Below are 13,828 nucleotides of genomic sequence, written 5' to 3' on the forward strand. Positions count from 1 at the left end.
TCCTCGTACTGGGCCGTACTTGGACGTTTCGCCGGTGCGTCCAGGCGGGATGCCCGGCGTCGCGCGCCCGGCGGGAATTGTCAGACACGCCCTAGCCGAGCCCGCGCCGCCTCACCCCAGTGATGCGAGGGCCTGGGCCGCCGCGCGGGCCATCTGCTCGTCGTGCCGCCCGCTGGACCCGCGCAGCCGGGCGAGGCCTTCGGCCGCCGCCAGGGCGAGCAGCCCGGGCAGCAGGTCGGTGCTGCGGGCGGCGACCCAGCGGGTGCCCTGGGTGGCCATCCACCACAGGTCGGCGGCCCGGCCGGGCGGAGCCTCGGCGGGGGTGTCGACGGGCGGCGGGCCGAGGGGGTGGCCGGCGGCGGCGAGCAGCTCGTGGAACCCGCGGGCGATCAGGTGGTGGCCCTCGGCGCTGGGGTGCAGCCGGTCGACGCTGAGCAGCCGGCGCTGCGCGCACCAGGGCAGCTCGGCGATGTGCAGGTGCACCGCCCGGTGCCGGGCGGCGAGGGCGTGCACGACGGTGTTGACGGCCTGCATCCGCCGCGCCAGCGGTCGGGCCAGCGGCGCGGGCAGGCGGAGCAGGGTGCCCGGATCGGGCAGGCAGGCGGTCAGCAGGACGGCGCCGTGGCTGGAGAGTTCGCCCAGGGTGGCGTCCAGCTCCAGGGTGGTGCGCCGGATGTCGAAGCCCGCCCGCAGGGTGTCGTTGCCGCCGACCACCACGGCCGCGAACCGCGGCCGCAGTGCCAGTGCGGCGGGGAGTTGGCGATTCGTCAGATCGGCGGTCAGGGCGCCGCTGCACGCCAGGTTGGTGAACTCGACGCCGCCCTCGGGTGCCAGCGACCGGGCCAGGACGGCGGCCCAGCCGCGCCACCCCTCGCCGACCGGGTCCCCGACCCCTTCGGTCAGCGAGTCCCCGAGCGCGACGAACCGCACCGGCCCGCCGGTGGCCGGCCGGCCGTCCGCGGACCGGTCACGCCCGGTGCCGAGCACGCTCATCCCAACCCTCCTCCACCGCACCGGGGTTGCGTGCACCGGGGTTGCGCGTGCCGGGGTTGCGCGTGCCGGGGTTCCGCACGCCGTGGGCCGCGAGGAACGCGGCCACCGCGGCCGGCCAGCCGTACCGCTCGGCCTGGGCCCGGGCGCCGGCCCGCCGCGCCTGCTCCGGGCGTGCCAGCAACTCCCGTACCGCCGAGGCGAATCCGGCCCCGGTGTCGGCGGCGGCCACCCCGGCCAGGCCGATCAGTCCGGGCAGCGCGGAGGAGCGGCTGACCGCCACCGGAGTCCCGCAGGCCAGCGCCTCCAGCGCGGCGAGCCCGAAGGTCTCCACCGGCCCGGGCGCGAGCACCACGTCCGCGCAGCCCAGCAGCCTGGCCAGTTCCTCCCGCCGGCCCAGGTGCCCGAGGAAGCGCACCGGCAGCCGCAGCCGCTCCGCCCGGGCCGCCAGCCGGTCCCGCAGCGGTCCGGCCCCGGCCACCACCAGGACGGCCGGCAGCCCCCGGGCCCGCAGCGCGGCCAGCGCCTCGACGGCCCGTTCGGGCCGCTTCTCGGCCGAGAGCCGGGAGCAGAGCACCAGCAGCACGTCGTCCGGCCCGCAGTACCGCGCCCGCTCCTGGGCCCGCGCGGCCGGCGGCAGCGGGCGCATCGCGTCCAGGTCCACGCCGAGCGGGGCCCGGACCAGGTTGGGCACGCCGATCCGCCGGAACTCCGCCGCCGCCCAGTCGGTGGTGCAGAGCACCGCGTCGTACGTACGGGCCGTCGCCGCGTTGAGCCGGTCGGCGGCCGCGTCGGCGAGCGGGCGGGGCAGCCCCTGGGCGCGCAGCACCCCGACGGCGCTCTCGTGCGACACCATCACCGAGCGGACGCCGTGCCGCCGGGCCCAACTGCCGGTCCAGCGCAGCGTGGTGCGGTCGGACACCTCCAGCCGGTCGGGTTTCAGCCGGGTCAGTTCGGCGGCCACCGCCCGCCGGTCGGTGAGCACCCGGTAGCCGCCGCTGGCCGGCAGCACCGGCCCGGGAAGGGTGACCACCAGGCCCTGCTCGCCCTCCTCCTCGCTGCGCCGCTCCCCGGGTACGATCAGCACCGGCCGGTGCCCGGCGGCCAGGTAGCCGGCGCCGAGGTGGCGCAGTGCGGTGCGCAGGCCCCCGGAGACCGGGGTGACGAAGTTCGCGAGCCGCACGATGGTCAGCGGCTCGCGGTCGGCGGTGTCCGTCATGCCGGCAGCTCCTCCACGACGGCGACCGGCTCGACGACCGCCGGGGGAGCGGCAGGGGGAGCCGCCGGTGTGCCCCGGTGCTCGGCGAGGACCTCCGCGTAGTGCCGCAGCAGCAGGTCGCCGACCGCCTCCCAGGTCCGCGCGGTCACCTCGGCCCGTCCGGCGCGCCCGTACGCGGCCCGCCGCCCGGGGTCGGCGGCCAGTTCCGCCACCGCCCGGGCCACCGCGGCGCCGTCCCGGGGCGGCACCAGCAGGCCCGTCCGGTGGTGCGCGACCAGGTCCAGGGGGCCGCCAGCGGCCGGGCCGATCACCGGCACGCCGCTCGCCATCGCCTCCTGGATGGTCTGGCAGAAGGTCTCCAGCGGGCCGGTGTGCACGAACACGTCCAGGGTCGCGAAACAGCGGGCCAGTTCCTCGCCGGTCCGGCGGCCGAGGAACACCGCGCCGGGCATCGAGGCCCGCAGCCCGGGCCCGGACGGCCCGTCCCCGATCACCACCACCCGCACCCCGGGCAGGGCCGACGCGGCGGTCAGCAGGTCGACCCGCTTCTCGGGCGCCAGCCGCCCGACGTACCCGACCAGCACCTCGCCGCCCGGGGCGAGCGCCCGGTGCAGCGCCTCGTCCCGGTGCCGGGGGTGGAACCGCACCGAGTCCACCCCGCGCGGCCACAGCTGCACCCGGGGCACTCCGTGCGCGGTGAGGTCCTGGGCGGCGGGGGTGGACGGCGCCAGCGTCCGGGCCGCGGCCCGGTGCACGGCCCGGATCCGCCGCCAGGCGGCCGCCTCCCCGAGGCCCCGCCCGGCCCGGTAGGCGTGCGCGTACCCGGCGAGGTCGGTCTGGTAGACGGCCACGGCGGGGACGCCGAGGCGGGCCGCGACCTGCATCCCGCGCGCGCCGAGCACGAACGGGCTGGCCAGGTGCACGATGTCCGGCCGGTGCCCGGCGACGGCGGCCGCCAACTGCCGGCTCGGCAGCGCGATCCGCACCTGCGGGTACCCGGGCAGCGGCACCGACGGAATGCGCACCACCGGCAGCTCCACCGCTTCGGAGCCGCCGAAGGTGTGCGGCGGGCACGCGGCGCCCCGTGCGGGTGCGGGGGTGACGACGAGTGGCTGGTGGCCCCGGCGGACCAGATGCTCGGCCGTCCGCAGCACGCTGTGGGCGACTCCGTTGACCTCGGGCGGAAAGGATTCGGTGACGATGACGACGCGCATGCCAGTGTTCTCTCCGCGCCCGGCGTGCACCCGGCCAAAGGGATCTGTCGTAGAAGCGAACGCGGGTCGGCGATTTGCATCGCCGACCCGCGCCCGCACCGCGCCGCCTCAGTGCGACCCGGCCGCCTCCTTGAGCTCCGCGTACGGCGCGAGCTTGCGGAGCGACTCGATGCTCCTGAGGCACTCGTCCTTGCTCTCGTGCGGGTCCCCGGTGACGATGACCGTCCCGTTGCTCGCCTTGAGCCGGAAGCGGTGCATCCCGCTCTCGTCCTTGTACAGCTCGAACTTTCCAGCCATGCCTGTAACAGCCTTCCGTTCAGGTGACCCCCTCGCACCGCACCGTAGGGCCAACCCGGTTGCTCCGCCCGCCGGCTGGGGCATCCGAGTCATCCGGCCCTGCCCACCTGGCCCGTTCGGGTCAGGCGGTGCTCGCGGGGGAGCTGTGGGCCTGCGGGCGGCTGGGCGTGGTGGCCCGGGAGTGCTCCTCGCGGAAGCCTCGTTTCACCGGCGGACCGGGGTGGTGCCGTTCATGCCGAAGCGAGCGGAGCACTGCTCGCCGGATCGGTTGTTCGCGTTCCACACGCAGATCCACATCGTGTAGCCGATGTCCGGGACGAAGCTCGTCTTCGCGGCGCCCACGGAGGCGCGGAAGGTGTACGTGATGCCGTCGCTGCGGGCGAGCTCGGCGACGCAGGTCTGGATCAGGGAGGTGTTGAGCACGCCCGCGAGCGAGCCGGAGCCGTTGTCGTCCAGCCAGGCGGAACAGGCGGCGGTGGGGCCGAGCCAGTCGGTGTCCGCCTCGGAGCCCTTGACCTGTGCCGGGTCGTCGCTGCCGTTGATGCCGCGGATCGATGACGAGGTGGGGCTGGGGGCGGCCGTTGAGGGTGCGGCGGTGGCCGTGCTCGGTGGGGTGGCCGTTTCGCCAGGCGGGGTGGTCGGGGGCTGGGTAGCGGGTTTGGCGGCAGCGAAGGTCGAGGGCCGCAGGCTCGGGGAGGGTGCCCGCGTGGTGGCGGCCGGGGCGGTTGAAGGCGGGGGAGAGGGTTCGGCGGTGGCGGTGGCGGTGGCGGTGGCGGTGGCGGAGATCGAGGCGCTCGGGCTCGCGGAGGGTCCTTGCGTCGTCCCGGCCAAGGGTTCGACGGCGACCTGCACGCCGCCGGACTCCTGCGCGTCGTCGTGCTGCGGGGAGGGGGACGGGCTGAGGACGAACACCGCGACCGCGCCGAGGGCGGTCGCCGCGGCGACCGGCAGCAGGAACAGGTGCTTGCGCGGGCGGCGAGGTGATGCGAGGGGCGCGGGCCCGACGTCGGGCTTCGGGTCCGTGCTCGTATCCGGTGGCGGGACGGTCTCCAGCTTGCCGACCGGCGTTTCGGCGAACGCACGTCGAGCGCCGATGCGTGACATGACCTCGGGCGGCCAGGACGGGGGAGGGGCGAGCCGGTGCGTGCGCGTCGCCAGGACGATCTCGTCGGCGGTGGGGCGTGCTCCGGGGTCGGCGGCGAGACAGGGCCCGAGGAGGGCGGCGAGGTCGGCGTCCACGGCGCGCAGCGGCTCCACGTCGGGGGCGGCGCCGGGCGTGCGACCCGAGGCGGCGTAGAGCAGGAGCGCCGCGAGCGAGTAGACGTCCGCGGGCGCTGCCACGTCCTCCTCCCCGGTCTGCTGTTCCGGTGCCGAGAAGCCCTGCGTTCCGTAGCTGCCACCGCTCTTGGTGAGCCTCGCCTGGTCCGCGGCGCGCGCGATGCCGAAGTCGATCAGCTTCACGCCGTCGCGCACCAGCATGACGTTGGCGGGCTTGATGTCGCGGTGCGCGATCCGGGACGCGTGTACGGCCCGCAGTTGAGCGGCCGTCTCGGCCAGCAGTAGCCACAGCGCCTCGGCGGGCAGCGGGCCGTGCAGCCGGACCGCCTCGTCCACCGTGAGCCCGGGGACGTACTCGGTGGCGAACCACGGGCGTTCCGGAGTGGCGTCGCTCGCCAGCACCCGAGGTCCGACTCCGAGCGGCACACGGTAGAGGATGCCGACCTCTCGTTCGAAGCGCTCGCCGGGGACCAACCGCGGCCGGACGAGCTTGACCGCGGCGTAGCCCCTGTCCGAGACCCCGAGGTAGACCTCGCCCATGCCGCCGGTACCGAGCAGGCCGATGATGCTGAAGCTGCCGATCTCCTGCGGATCGCCCGGACCGAGTGGTTCGGCGACGATGCCGTCGATCGCAGCAGCTCGCCGGCTGATCTCGCTCACGGCGGGCAGGCTATCGGGCAAGTCCACTCCGGACAAATGGAGTTGGTGGTTCCGCAAGCTCGACACACCGCATGCCCGCAGGAGGACTGGTCCTCCCGGTGCGCTCATACACTGGCGCGACCCGAGGCGGAGGTATGTGAGATGGCGTACGAAAACTTCCCACCCCAGATGCTGCCGCCGGGCAGTCCTTCCGGCAGAGTGCCCTCGGCGCCACCCGGGACGATCTTCGTGCTCGGCCCGGAGGGTGGGTACGCCGTGCCGCCGCGCCGGTACACCTTGCTGTTCGGGCGCGACCGCGAGGACGTGCACGTACCGGTCGGTGTCGACGACCCGACCGTCAGCCGTCGGCACGGCGTCTTCACCTGCGCCGGCACGGACGGCGACTGGTGGCTGGTCAACACCGGCAATCTGCCGATCGAACTGCCCGACGGCGTGCTGATGCTCACCAGCCACAAGCGGATCATCGGGCCCGGGTACACCCCGCTGGTGATCAACTCGTCCAAGCGGCGGTCCCACCTGGTGGAGGTCCGCGTCGTGGACGGGGACGACCTGCACCCCCGTTCCACGAGCAACGCCGATACCGCGGCCCCCGAGACGGTCTACCTGCTCTCCCTGCAGGAGCGGCTGGTGCTCACCGCGCTCGCCCGGCGCTACCTGGAGGGCCAGGACGCCTTCCCGCTCCCGTCGGCCTGGGAGGAGACCGCCCGGCTGGTCAACGCCTCGCCCCACGTGACCAAGTTCTGGACCCACAAGTCGGTCGCCAACGCGGTCGAGGACGTGCGCGAACGGCTGCGCCGACGGGGCGTGCGCGGACTGACGCGCGACGAGGTCGGCGAGCCGGTCGGCTCGACGCTCAGCGTCAACCTGATCAGGGAACTGCTGAAGACGGCGACGCTGAACGCCCAGGACCTGGAGTTGCTGGCCGATCGGGGCTGACGCGTTTCTCAGGCCTCCGTCTCGGGCGCGGCTTCGGCGTTGTGGTTGTAGGTGACGTGCATGGTGCCGTGTTCCACGGCGAAGACGGCTGCCTGGTCCTCGGCCGAGTTCTGCTGGCGCGGTTGGGGCTGCGGCTGCTCGGGGTGATGCTTCGTGTTCGTCACGTGGTTGTTGTCGCCCACGATGAAGGTGCCGGAGACGTCTCCGGCGTGGATGGTGCCGGGGGTGGATTCCGTAGGCATGGTTGGCCTTTCTCGGTTGGTCCTGTGGAGGTCAGCCTCCGCAGTGGGTTACCAGGCTGCGCCAGGCCGAGTTATATGCCGACGCCTGGCTATTCGTGTCGATCGTGGCACCGGACGGATGGTTCCGAAACGAGCGGAACTGGTTCTCCTCCTGCTGGCTAGCGGTCAGAAGGCCCTTGAGGTCGGATACCACGGATCCGTCCCGCGCTTGCGATAGGGCTCCCCGCAACGTGGACTCGCTGGTGCGCAGGTCTTTGAGGATGATGTCGATACGGGATTTCACCGTGCTGTCGTCGGGAACGGTGGAGGTCCGTCGTGAGTTGTACGCGGCTACGGCGTTGTTGTACGAGTCGAGGGCGCTGTGAACGGCGGTCAGGTCGGCGTTGTGCTGCTGGATCTCTTTTCCCAATTCCGGTGCCACCGCTGCGCACACGGGATCGACGGGGTCCGGTGTGACGACGGGGGCAGGGACCGGCGGCTTGGGGGTGTAGACCGGCCGGGTCGGGATCGGTGGGTAGGTGACCTGGGCCGGCTTGGCCAGGTTCGACTGGTTCTGGGTGTAGACCATGGCGCCCACACCGAGTACGGCTGAGGCGCCGACCACGCAGGCGACGGCGAGGGCTACTCCGGCCTTGGCAGCCACTGCGCCGGCGGTGGTGACCGCGTGGCCCGTGCTGGACGTGGTGGTGGCGCTCGCGGTGTGCGGATGGTGCGCCCCCGAGAGGTCGATTCGATGCGGCGCCGCCTGCGAGGGGGAGTGTGCGCCGACCACATGGCCCCCGGGCGGGGGCTGTTGGGCGGACTGGGACAGGTCGATCACGTGCGGTGTACCCGGCGGGTGCACGGGCGCCGGAGCGCCGGAGGCGGGGACGGGGTGGGTGACGGTCGGTGGTTGGACGACGGGGTGGGTGACGGTCGGTGGTTGGACGACGGGGTGGGTGACCGTCGGCGGGCCGACCACCGGGTGTGTGATCAGCGGGGACTGGCCGATGGCGTGTGCCGTGGTGGCCGGGTCGATCGGCGGCACGGCGGTGATCGCCGTCGTGGCGGCCTGGTGGGCCACCGAGTGCGCTTGCAGGGCGGCGAGTTCCTGCCAGAGCGCCCCCGCCTCCAGCACCAGGGTCGTCGTCAGTGCCGCCCGGCCGATCGCCTTGCGGCGGGTGCGCGCCTCTCCCAGGAAGAATTCCTCGCCCGCGCGGTCTCCCGCGCTCTTCGCGGCGGCCCAGCCGGCTCCGAGGAGGCTGCCCCACGCGTCGAACTGCCGGGAGAGCGCCAGTTTCGGCGAGGCGGCACGGGCCAACTCCACGCCGAGCTGCGCCTGTCCGCTCCGCTCCGCTCCCAGCACCGCGACGTCCAGGGCCTGGAAGTGGGCCGCGACCTCGTCCGGGGTGGTCTCCCGCGACTGGACCCACGCGGTGAGCGCCCGGCAGAGCGGCGCGGCGGGGTACTGCGTCATCCGGCTCTTGAGCACGCACTCGGCGACGTCCGGCGGACACCCGTAGCCGGTTTCCGAGGCGACCAGCAGGCCGTGCCGCACCAGCCCGCTGGCGAGCGCGTCGCTGTCCGTCCGGCTGAGCAGGGCGTTGAGCTGCCGGGCGGCCAACTCGGCGCCGGAGAGCGAGCCGAGCAGGTACAGCAGGTCCCGCTCCTCCGGCCGGAGCCTGTTGAGCAGCGCGGGAAGGAGCGCGGGGAGATCGGCGATGCCCGGCAGGCCCTTGCCGGTCGCGGCCGACAGGGCGATGCGCCGCAGTCGGAGCGGATTGCCGTGCAGGGCGTCGCACAGCGCCGTCACGGTCCGCGCTTCGTCGGGCCGCAGCGCGCGGGCCAGGACCGTCTGGACCAGGACCACCCCTGCCGGGGCCGCCAGTCCGTCGAGCCGGATCGGGTGGACGCCGGTGACCGACGACCGGCGTTGCGAGGTGAAGACGAACGTGGAGTGCTCGGCCAGGTCGAAGAGCCGGTGCAGGTCCTTCTCGTCGAGTCCCGCGTCGTCCAGGTAGATCCGCAGCCGCAGGGTCTTCAGGTGCTCCTTCAGCACCTCCAGCGACGGCTTGTAGTTCGGTGCGTCGAAGCTGATGTCGAAGATCGCCTGCGCGAGGTCGTCGGCCGTCCGTCCGCTGGCTTCGATGTAGGCCGCGCCCTCGGGCCCGCGCGGCAGGGTGCGGGCGAGGTGGCGCAGCAGGGCACTCTTGCCGACCCCGGAGGTGCCCCAGACCTGCACCAACTGGCGTGCTCCGATGGCCTGTTGCAGCGCCTGGAGCTCCCGTTCCCGGCCGATCAGCGGATCGGCGGCGGAACGCGGCAGGTGGGAGATCGGCTGACGTTTGACCGGGTTGGGCGGAGGCCCCGCGTTCACGGTGATGGCCGAACCGTGTCCGGTGGTGATGTTGAGGTTGGTCACGGTGTTCCGGTTGCCGACGATCATCGTTCCGGACACGTCGCCCGCCCGGATTCGCGTGGAACCGTCCGGAGCACCGTTGTTCTCTGGCATCTGTTTCTCCGGTCCTCTCCAACGCTCGGGTTCCGGCACTCGGTCATGCTGGCGCCGACCCGTCGTCGGAACCCGGCGCTTTTACCTGTTTGGTGAGATCGCCCGTGAACCGGCCGGTTCGGCCGCGGCGGCGATCCGGGCGAGGTGGTCCAGGTCGAGGATCGTGATCCTGCGGTAGCCCGTGACGACCGCGCCCGACTCCCGCAGGGCCCGCAGGGCCTTGTGGATCGACGACTCCGCGGCGCCGACCAGCGTGGCCATCTCCGGCTGCGACAGCGGGAGATGGGCTTCGTTGCGGCCGGGGCGCCCGTAGGTGACGGCGAGGTGGTGCAGGATCCTGGCCAGCCGCCCGAGCACGTCGCAACCGGTGAAGTCGACGATCCGGCTGGTCGCCGTGCGCAGCTTGGCCACCACGCTCGCGTTGAGTGCGAGCCCGATGGCGGGGTGCTGCTTCGTGCACGCCAGCAGTTCGGTGGGCAGGATGTAGCGGGCCAGCACCCGGCCGCAGGCGGTCACGGTGCCGATGCGCGGCTGACCGTCGATCCCGGCGAACTCCCCGACGAGGTCCCCGGCCATCCGCACGGCCAGCAGTGCGTCCCGACCGTCCTGTGCGTGCGCGGTGACCTTCACCGTGCCGCCGATCAGGAGCAGCGAGAAGTCCGAGGTGTCGGCCTCGCGGATGGTGATCTGACCGGCCGGGTAGGCCACGCCGTGGCCGAGCTCCAGCAGGACTCGGCGATCGGCCTCGCCGACCCGGCCGAGCAGTCCGGTCGTCGGCCAGTAGGCCCCGGCCCCGCGCATCCGTGTGTTGCTCATCGGTCACTCCTCCTCCTCGTCCGGCCGAAGCCGGACAAGCCGTATTAGTAGCCGGTTTACCCGAGGACCCCTCCTCTACGTTCTGGTTAACCATCGTGTCGGCACCGGGAATTCGGTGTCGACGGCAGTTCGATCCTCGAACCGCCGGCCCTCGTCGTGATCGCGGAGGGAATGTGAATCCGAGGTACGAGTACCGAGCTCTGCTGGCGTGCGACATCGCGGGTTCCGCGGGCCGCGGTCAGCAGCGGCTGCAGGAGATCCGCGGCGTGCTGCGGTCCGCGCTGTTCGGCGCCCTCGGCGTCGCGGAGCTGGACCGGCGGGACTTCGCGTACGTGGACACCGGCGACGGCTGCCGGCTCGTCGCCCCGGCCGGGTTGCCCAAGGCCGGACTGCTGGTCCCGCTGCTGCCGGAGCTGGGCGCGCGGATCCGCGAGCACAACCGGCACGCCGGCCCGGACACCCGGCTGCGGGTACGGGCCGCCGCGCACGCGGGGGAGGTCCGGCCCGATCCGGACGGCACGGTCTCCGGCACCCCGTTCGAGGCGCTCGCCCGACTGCTCGACTCGCCCCCGCTGCGGCATGCGGCCCTGGACGGTCCGGACGGCACCCCGGTGGCCGCGATGCTCTCGCAGCACTACTACGAGGAGACGGTCGGGCACGGCTACGAGGGGCTCGAAGCCGGCGCCTTCACCGCGGCCGAGGTCCGGGTCAAGGAGTACGCCGCACGGGCCTGGCTCTGGTACCCGGGCAGCCCGGTCGGGCCGCACGGCGGTCCCGGCCCGGAATCCGGCTCCCGCGAGCGGCCTGCGGAAGCCGAGCCGCGGGCCGTGGAGCAACTCGTCCAAGCCACGGGGAAGGGCACGGTCTTCGCCGTCGGCCGAGGTGGCCAGCACATCCACTACAACGAACGGGGCTGAAGCGCCGATGAACCAGGAACTCGCCGAGCTGGCCGCGAGCGGAGCCACCGCTCTGGTGTCCGCGATGGGCACCGATCTGTGGAACGAGGCGAGGCGACTGATGAGCGGCGTCATCGCCCGGGCCCACGGCAGCCGCCGTAGGGAACTGTCCGTCGCGCTGGAGCGGGGGTCGACCGCCACGAGGGGAGCGGTCGACGCCGCGGCCGTGGACTTCTGGACCGAGGCCCTGTTCCAGTTGCTCGACCGGGACCCGGCTCTCGCCCAGGACGTCATAGCTCTGGCGACGCTGCGGACCGCGCAACGGCCGGACGTCGTGGTCCAGGTCAACTCCGCCACCGGTTCCGGTGAGGTGTTCGCGGTGCAGCACGGTGACCAGCACTTCGCCTCGGGGCCGAGGTCCCGCGATCGTGAGGAGCGGCCGTGAGCGGGGGCGACGGCCGGCGGGACGGTCTGACGGACGGCTGGGTGCGGGCGGGGCTGCTCGCAGCCGTCGTCATCGGGGCCTTCGCCGAGGTCGGCATGCCGCACCGGCACTACGGCTGGCTGGTGGACGCGTTCGCCCTCGCGGCGGTGGGTGTCGTCGGCGCGGCGGCCGCACTGGGGTCCGAGGCCGCCGCGCCGCCCGCCCGGCAGCGGGACCGGCCCGAACGGGGGCCCCGGCCCGACGCGACGGCGCCGGTCTGCCGCTTCGTCGCGGCACCGGCGGTGTCGACGGCCCAGCCCGGCAGGCCCCGGCCGTTCCTGCGCGAGAGGCCGACCGACCTGAGCGTGCCCCGCTTCGGCGAAGGCGCGCGGGCACAGGGCTACCCCTGGCTGCTGCCGGAGCGCACGGTGCAGAACGGCATCGCCGCCGACGAAGCCAGGGTCGGTGCCCTCACCATCCGTGCCGCCTCGGTCGTCGGGCCCGGCCACCGCTGCGGCCGGCCCGCCGAGCCGCGACAGGACTCCTACCGGATCGGGCGGAGCCCGGACAGCCGGTACGCGATCGTGGCCGTGGCCGACGGCCTGTCCAGCGCGGCCTGGTCCGACATCGGGGCCGCCGCGGCCTCCAGCCAGGCCGTCACCCTGCTGCGCGAGCAGATCGAGGCGGTCGGCTTCGACCGGCTCGACGTCAAGGCGCTGTACGGGCGGGTCGCGGAATCGATCGCCGCGCACGCGGCCGGACGCGGCGTCGGCACCTCGCACCTGGCGACCGTGCTGATCACCGCGGTGATCGCCGAGCCGGACGCGAACGGCGTGGCGCGGGCATGGGTCGGCTGGCTCGGTGACAGTTCGGCCTGGACACTCGACCCGCGCGTCCCGCTGTGGCAGTTCTCCGCCGGCGAAGCCAAGGACCGCGCGGCCGCGGTGGTCTCGAACGAGGTCGCCGGCCGACTGCCGGACACGCCGCACCTGGCCGTGGACGGTTACGTCACCCTGGCGGCCGGTGCCGCCCTCGCCCTGGTCACGGACGGGATCGGCGACGCGTGGGCGGACCGGGCGGGCAACGTCAACGAGTACTTCGCGAACGCCTGGCGCTCACCGGTCCCGGCCACCCGGTTCACCGCCGACGTCGGCTTCGACGCACCGCAGTGCCTCGACGACCGCACCGCCGTCGTGGTGTGGAACGGCAGCGGGACATGACCGACTCCGATCCCGTCGCCGGCGGCGGCGCCCCGGCGGTGGACCCGCGGGGCTGGGCGTTGCCGAGGACCGTGGGCCTCGGCGATCTCGGACCGCTCGCCGAGCCGATCTCCGAACACAACGGCCAGGCCGTCGCCGTACGGCCGCTGACGGACCATCCGGGCTGGCTGGCCAAGCTCTACCGGCCCGGCCCGCACCAGGAGGACGGCCACCGGATCGACCTGCTGATCTCGGCTCCGGACACGCTGCCGGAGGCGGAGCGGGCGAGCCTGTACGCCGGGACGTGCTGGCCCGCGGCCCGGATCCGCGAGCCCGGCAATCCGGCCGTCGGGTGCGTGATCCCGATGGCGCCCGAGCAGTACCGTTCCGAGCTGCGGCGCGGCAAGTTCAGCGAGCGCCGGTTCCTGGAGATCGACTGGCTGGCGAAGTCCGACGAGTCGATCCGGCGCGTCGGCCTGCCGTGCCCCGGCTTCGAGGGCCGACTGGCTGCCTGCCGCCGGCTGACGGAACTCGCCGCGATCCTGGAGGGCCTGGGCCTGGTCTACTCGGACTGGTCGTTCTCCAATGCCTTCTGGAGCCCGGAGGGGCGTTCCGTCTACCTGATCGACGTCGACGGCTGCCAGCCGAAGAAGATGCCCGACATCCACCAGCCGAACTGGGCCGACCCGCTCACGCCGCCGGGCTCCGACGCGGACCAGTACACCGACCGCTACCGGCTCGCCCTGCTCGTCGCCAAGTGCATGACCGGCCGGCGCGACGCGAGCACCTTCCACGGCGTCGCCGCGTCCCACTGGCTGAACCAGCCCGCCGTCTCCGAGGTCCTGCTGGACATGCTGCTCGCGACCGACCGGGAGCGACGGCCCGCGGCCGCCCAGTTGAACCAGGCGCTGAACAACGGGCCCTACCTCAGGGCCGTGCCGCGTCCGACACGTACGCCGCTGCCCCAACTGCCCCCGAAGCAGCCGACGGTGGTGCTTCCGCAGCCCGTGCCGCACACGACCCCGGAGCCCCCCGCCGTCGCCCGCATCAGCACGGTCGAGGAGCAGCAGAAGCCCGAGACCGGCTCGTCCACCAAGTGGATCTGGGTGCTCGCCTTCGTCGTGATCCTGGTCATCGTCATCGTCATCGCCTCCAACCACTAGCTC

13 protein-coding genes are annotated in these 13,828 nt (G+C 73.6%); 5 read left to right on the forward strand and 8 right to left on the reverse strand.

From position 1 onward, the window contains the following. Positions 1 to 111 precede the first annotated feature (111 nt). The 5 genes from ACFWPI_RS34565 to ACFWPI_RS34585 form a co-directional block, all read right to left on the reverse strand. On the reverse strand, positions 112 to 993 hold the full coding sequence (locus ACFWPI_RS34565) for an SGNH/GDSL hydrolase family protein (protein ID WP_380372172.1): 882 nt from the start codon (positions 991 to 993) through the stop codon (positions 112 to 114). Next, complete coding sequence (locus ACFWPI_RS34570) at positions 968 to 2,209, reverse strand: glycosyltransferase (protein WP_380372175.1); 1,242 nt, start codon at positions 2,207 to 2,209, stop codon at positions 968 to 970. The genes ACFWPI_RS34565 and ACFWPI_RS34570 overlap by 26 nt, the downstream gene beginning before the upstream one ends. Further along, positions 2,206 to 3,423, reverse strand: a complete 1,218-nt coding sequence (locus ACFWPI_RS34575) for a glycosyltransferase family 4 protein (protein ID WP_380372178.1) — start codon at positions 3,421 to 3,423, stop codon at positions 2,206 to 2,208. Before ACFWPI_RS34575 ends, ACFWPI_RS34570 begins: the two co-directional genes overlap by 4 nt. A 108-nt stretch (positions 3,424 to 3,531) precedes the next feature. After that, on the reverse strand, positions 3,532 to 3,720 hold the full coding sequence (locus tag ACFWPI_RS34580; RefSeq protein ID WP_063350276.1) for a DUF1508 domain-containing protein: 189 nt from the start codon (positions 3,718 to 3,720) through the stop codon (positions 3,532 to 3,534). A gap of 204 nt (positions 3,721 to 3,924) precedes the next feature. Beyond that, positions 3,925 to 5,658 carry a protein kinase gene (locus ACFWPI_RS34585; RefSeq protein ID WP_380372182.1) on the reverse strand — a complete coding sequence of 578 codons (1,734 nt, stop codon included), beginning with the start codon at positions 5,656 to 5,658 and terminating at the stop codon, positions 3,925 to 3,927. 141 nt (positions 5,659 to 5,799) lie between these two features. On the opposite strand from ACFWPI_RS34585, the gene ACFWPI_RS34590 reads away from it, so the two are divergent. Next, the gene (locus ACFWPI_RS34590) at positions 5,800 to 6,594 is read left to right on the forward strand and encodes an FHA domain-containing protein (protein WP_380372185.1); all 795 of its coding nucleotides are present in this window, start codon (positions 5,800 to 5,802) and stop codon (positions 6,592 to 6,594) included. A gap of 8 nt (positions 6,595 to 6,602) precedes the next feature. Here the strand turns inward: ACFWPI_RS34590 and ACFWPI_RS34595 are convergent, their stop codons facing one another. From ACFWPI_RS34595 to ACFWPI_RS34605, 3 genes are all read right to left on the reverse strand, one after another. After that, on the reverse strand, positions 6,603 to 6,836 hold the full coding sequence (locus ACFWPI_RS34595; RefSeq protein WP_363370948.1) for a hypothetical protein: 234 nt from the start codon (positions 6,834 to 6,836) through the stop codon (positions 6,603 to 6,605). Between the two features lie 31 nt (positions 6,837 to 6,867). Continuing rightward, positions 6,868 to 9,327, reverse strand: coding sequence for a hypothetical protein (locus tag ACFWPI_RS34600; protein ID WP_380372188.1), 2,460 nt, complete (start codon positions 9,325 to 9,327; stop codon positions 6,868 to 6,870). 81 nt (positions 9,328 to 9,408) lie between these two features. Then, positions 9,409 to 10,143 carry a Crp/Fnr family transcriptional regulator gene (locus tag ACFWPI_RS34605; protein WP_063350279.1) on the reverse strand — a complete coding sequence of 245 codons (735 nt, stop codon included), beginning with the start codon at positions 10,141 to 10,143 and terminating at the stop codon, positions 9,409 to 9,411. A 173-nt stretch (positions 10,144 to 10,316) separates the two neighbouring features. Here ACFWPI_RS34605 and ACFWPI_RS34610 point away from each other — a divergent pair, with 173 nt between their 5' ends. Genes ACFWPI_RS34610 through ACFWPI_RS34625 form a run of 4 tightly spaced genes read left to right on the forward strand, consistent with a single transcriptional unit; the run spans position 10,317 to position 13,825 of the window. Next, positions 10,317 to 11,060, forward strand: a complete 744-nt coding sequence (locus ACFWPI_RS34610; protein ID WP_380372191.1) for a hypothetical protein — start codon at positions 10,317 to 10,319, stop codon at positions 11,058 to 11,060. Between the two features lie 7 nt (positions 11,061 to 11,067). After that, positions 11,068 to 11,484 (forward strand): hypothetical protein, encoded by a 417-nt coding sequence (locus tag ACFWPI_RS34615; RefSeq protein ID WP_380372194.1) that lies wholly within the window; start codon positions 11,068 to 11,070, stop codon positions 11,482 to 11,484. Beyond that, positions 11,481 to 12,683, forward strand: a complete 1,203-nt coding sequence (locus ACFWPI_RS34620) for a protein phosphatase 2C domain-containing protein (protein WP_380425247.1) — start codon at positions 11,481 to 11,483, stop codon at positions 12,681 to 12,683. The genes ACFWPI_RS34615 and ACFWPI_RS34620 overlap by 4 nt, the downstream gene beginning before the upstream one ends. Beyond that, complete coding sequence (locus tag ACFWPI_RS34625) at positions 12,680 to 13,825, forward strand: hypothetical protein (RefSeq protein WP_380372202.1); 1,146 nt, start codon at positions 12,680 to 12,682, stop codon at positions 13,823 to 13,825. Before ACFWPI_RS34620 ends, ACFWPI_RS34625 begins: the two co-directional genes overlap by 4 nt. Positions 13,826 to 13,828: the final 3 nt, after the last annotated feature.

The sequence above is a fragment of the Kitasatospora sp. NPDC058492 genome, assembly GCF_042720685.1.
In the GTDB taxonomy this organism is placed as follows: domain Bacteria; phylum Actinomycetota; class Actinomycetes; order Streptomycetales; family Streptomycetaceae; genus Kitasatospora.

Coding starts and splice junctions, on each gene's coding strand:
- ACFWPI_RS34565 (WP_380372172.1), bottom strand. CDS start 993: ATGAGCGTGCTCGGCACCGGGCGTGACCGGTCCGCGGACGGCCGGCCG.
- ACFWPI_RS34570 (WP_380372175.1), bottom strand. CDS start 2,209: ATGACGGACACCGCCGACCGCGAGCCGCTGACCATCGTGCGGCTCGCG.
- ACFWPI_RS34575 (WP_380372178.1), bottom strand. CDS start 3,423: ATGCGCGTCGTCATCGTCACCGAATCCTTTCCGCCCGAGGTCAACGGA.
- ACFWPI_RS34580 (WP_063350276.1), bottom strand. CDS start 3,720: ATGGCTGGAAAGTTCGAGCTGTACAAGGACGAGAGCGGGATGCACCGC.
- ACFWPI_RS34590 (WP_380372185.1), top strand. CDS start 5,800: ATGGCGTACGAAAACTTCCCACCCCAGATGCTGCCGCCGGGCAGTCCT.
- ACFWPI_RS34595 (WP_363370948.1), bottom strand. CDS start 6,836: ATGCCTACGGAATCCACCCCCGGCACCATCCACGCCGGAGACGTCTCC.
- ACFWPI_RS34600 (WP_380372188.1), bottom strand. CDS start 9,327: ATGCCAGAGAACAACGGTGCTCCGGACGGTTCCACGCGAATCCGGGCG.
- ACFWPI_RS34605 (WP_063350279.1), bottom strand. CDS start 10,143: ATGAGCAACACACGGATGCGCGGGGCCGGGGCCTACTGGCCGACGACC.
- ACFWPI_RS34615 (WP_380372194.1), top strand. CDS start 11,068: ATGAACCAGGAACTCGCCGAGCTGGCCGCGAGCGGAGCCACCGCTCTG.
- ACFWPI_RS34625 (WP_380372202.1), top strand. CDS start 12,680: ATGACCGACTCCGATCCCGTCGCCGGCGGCGGCGCCCCGGCGGTGGAC.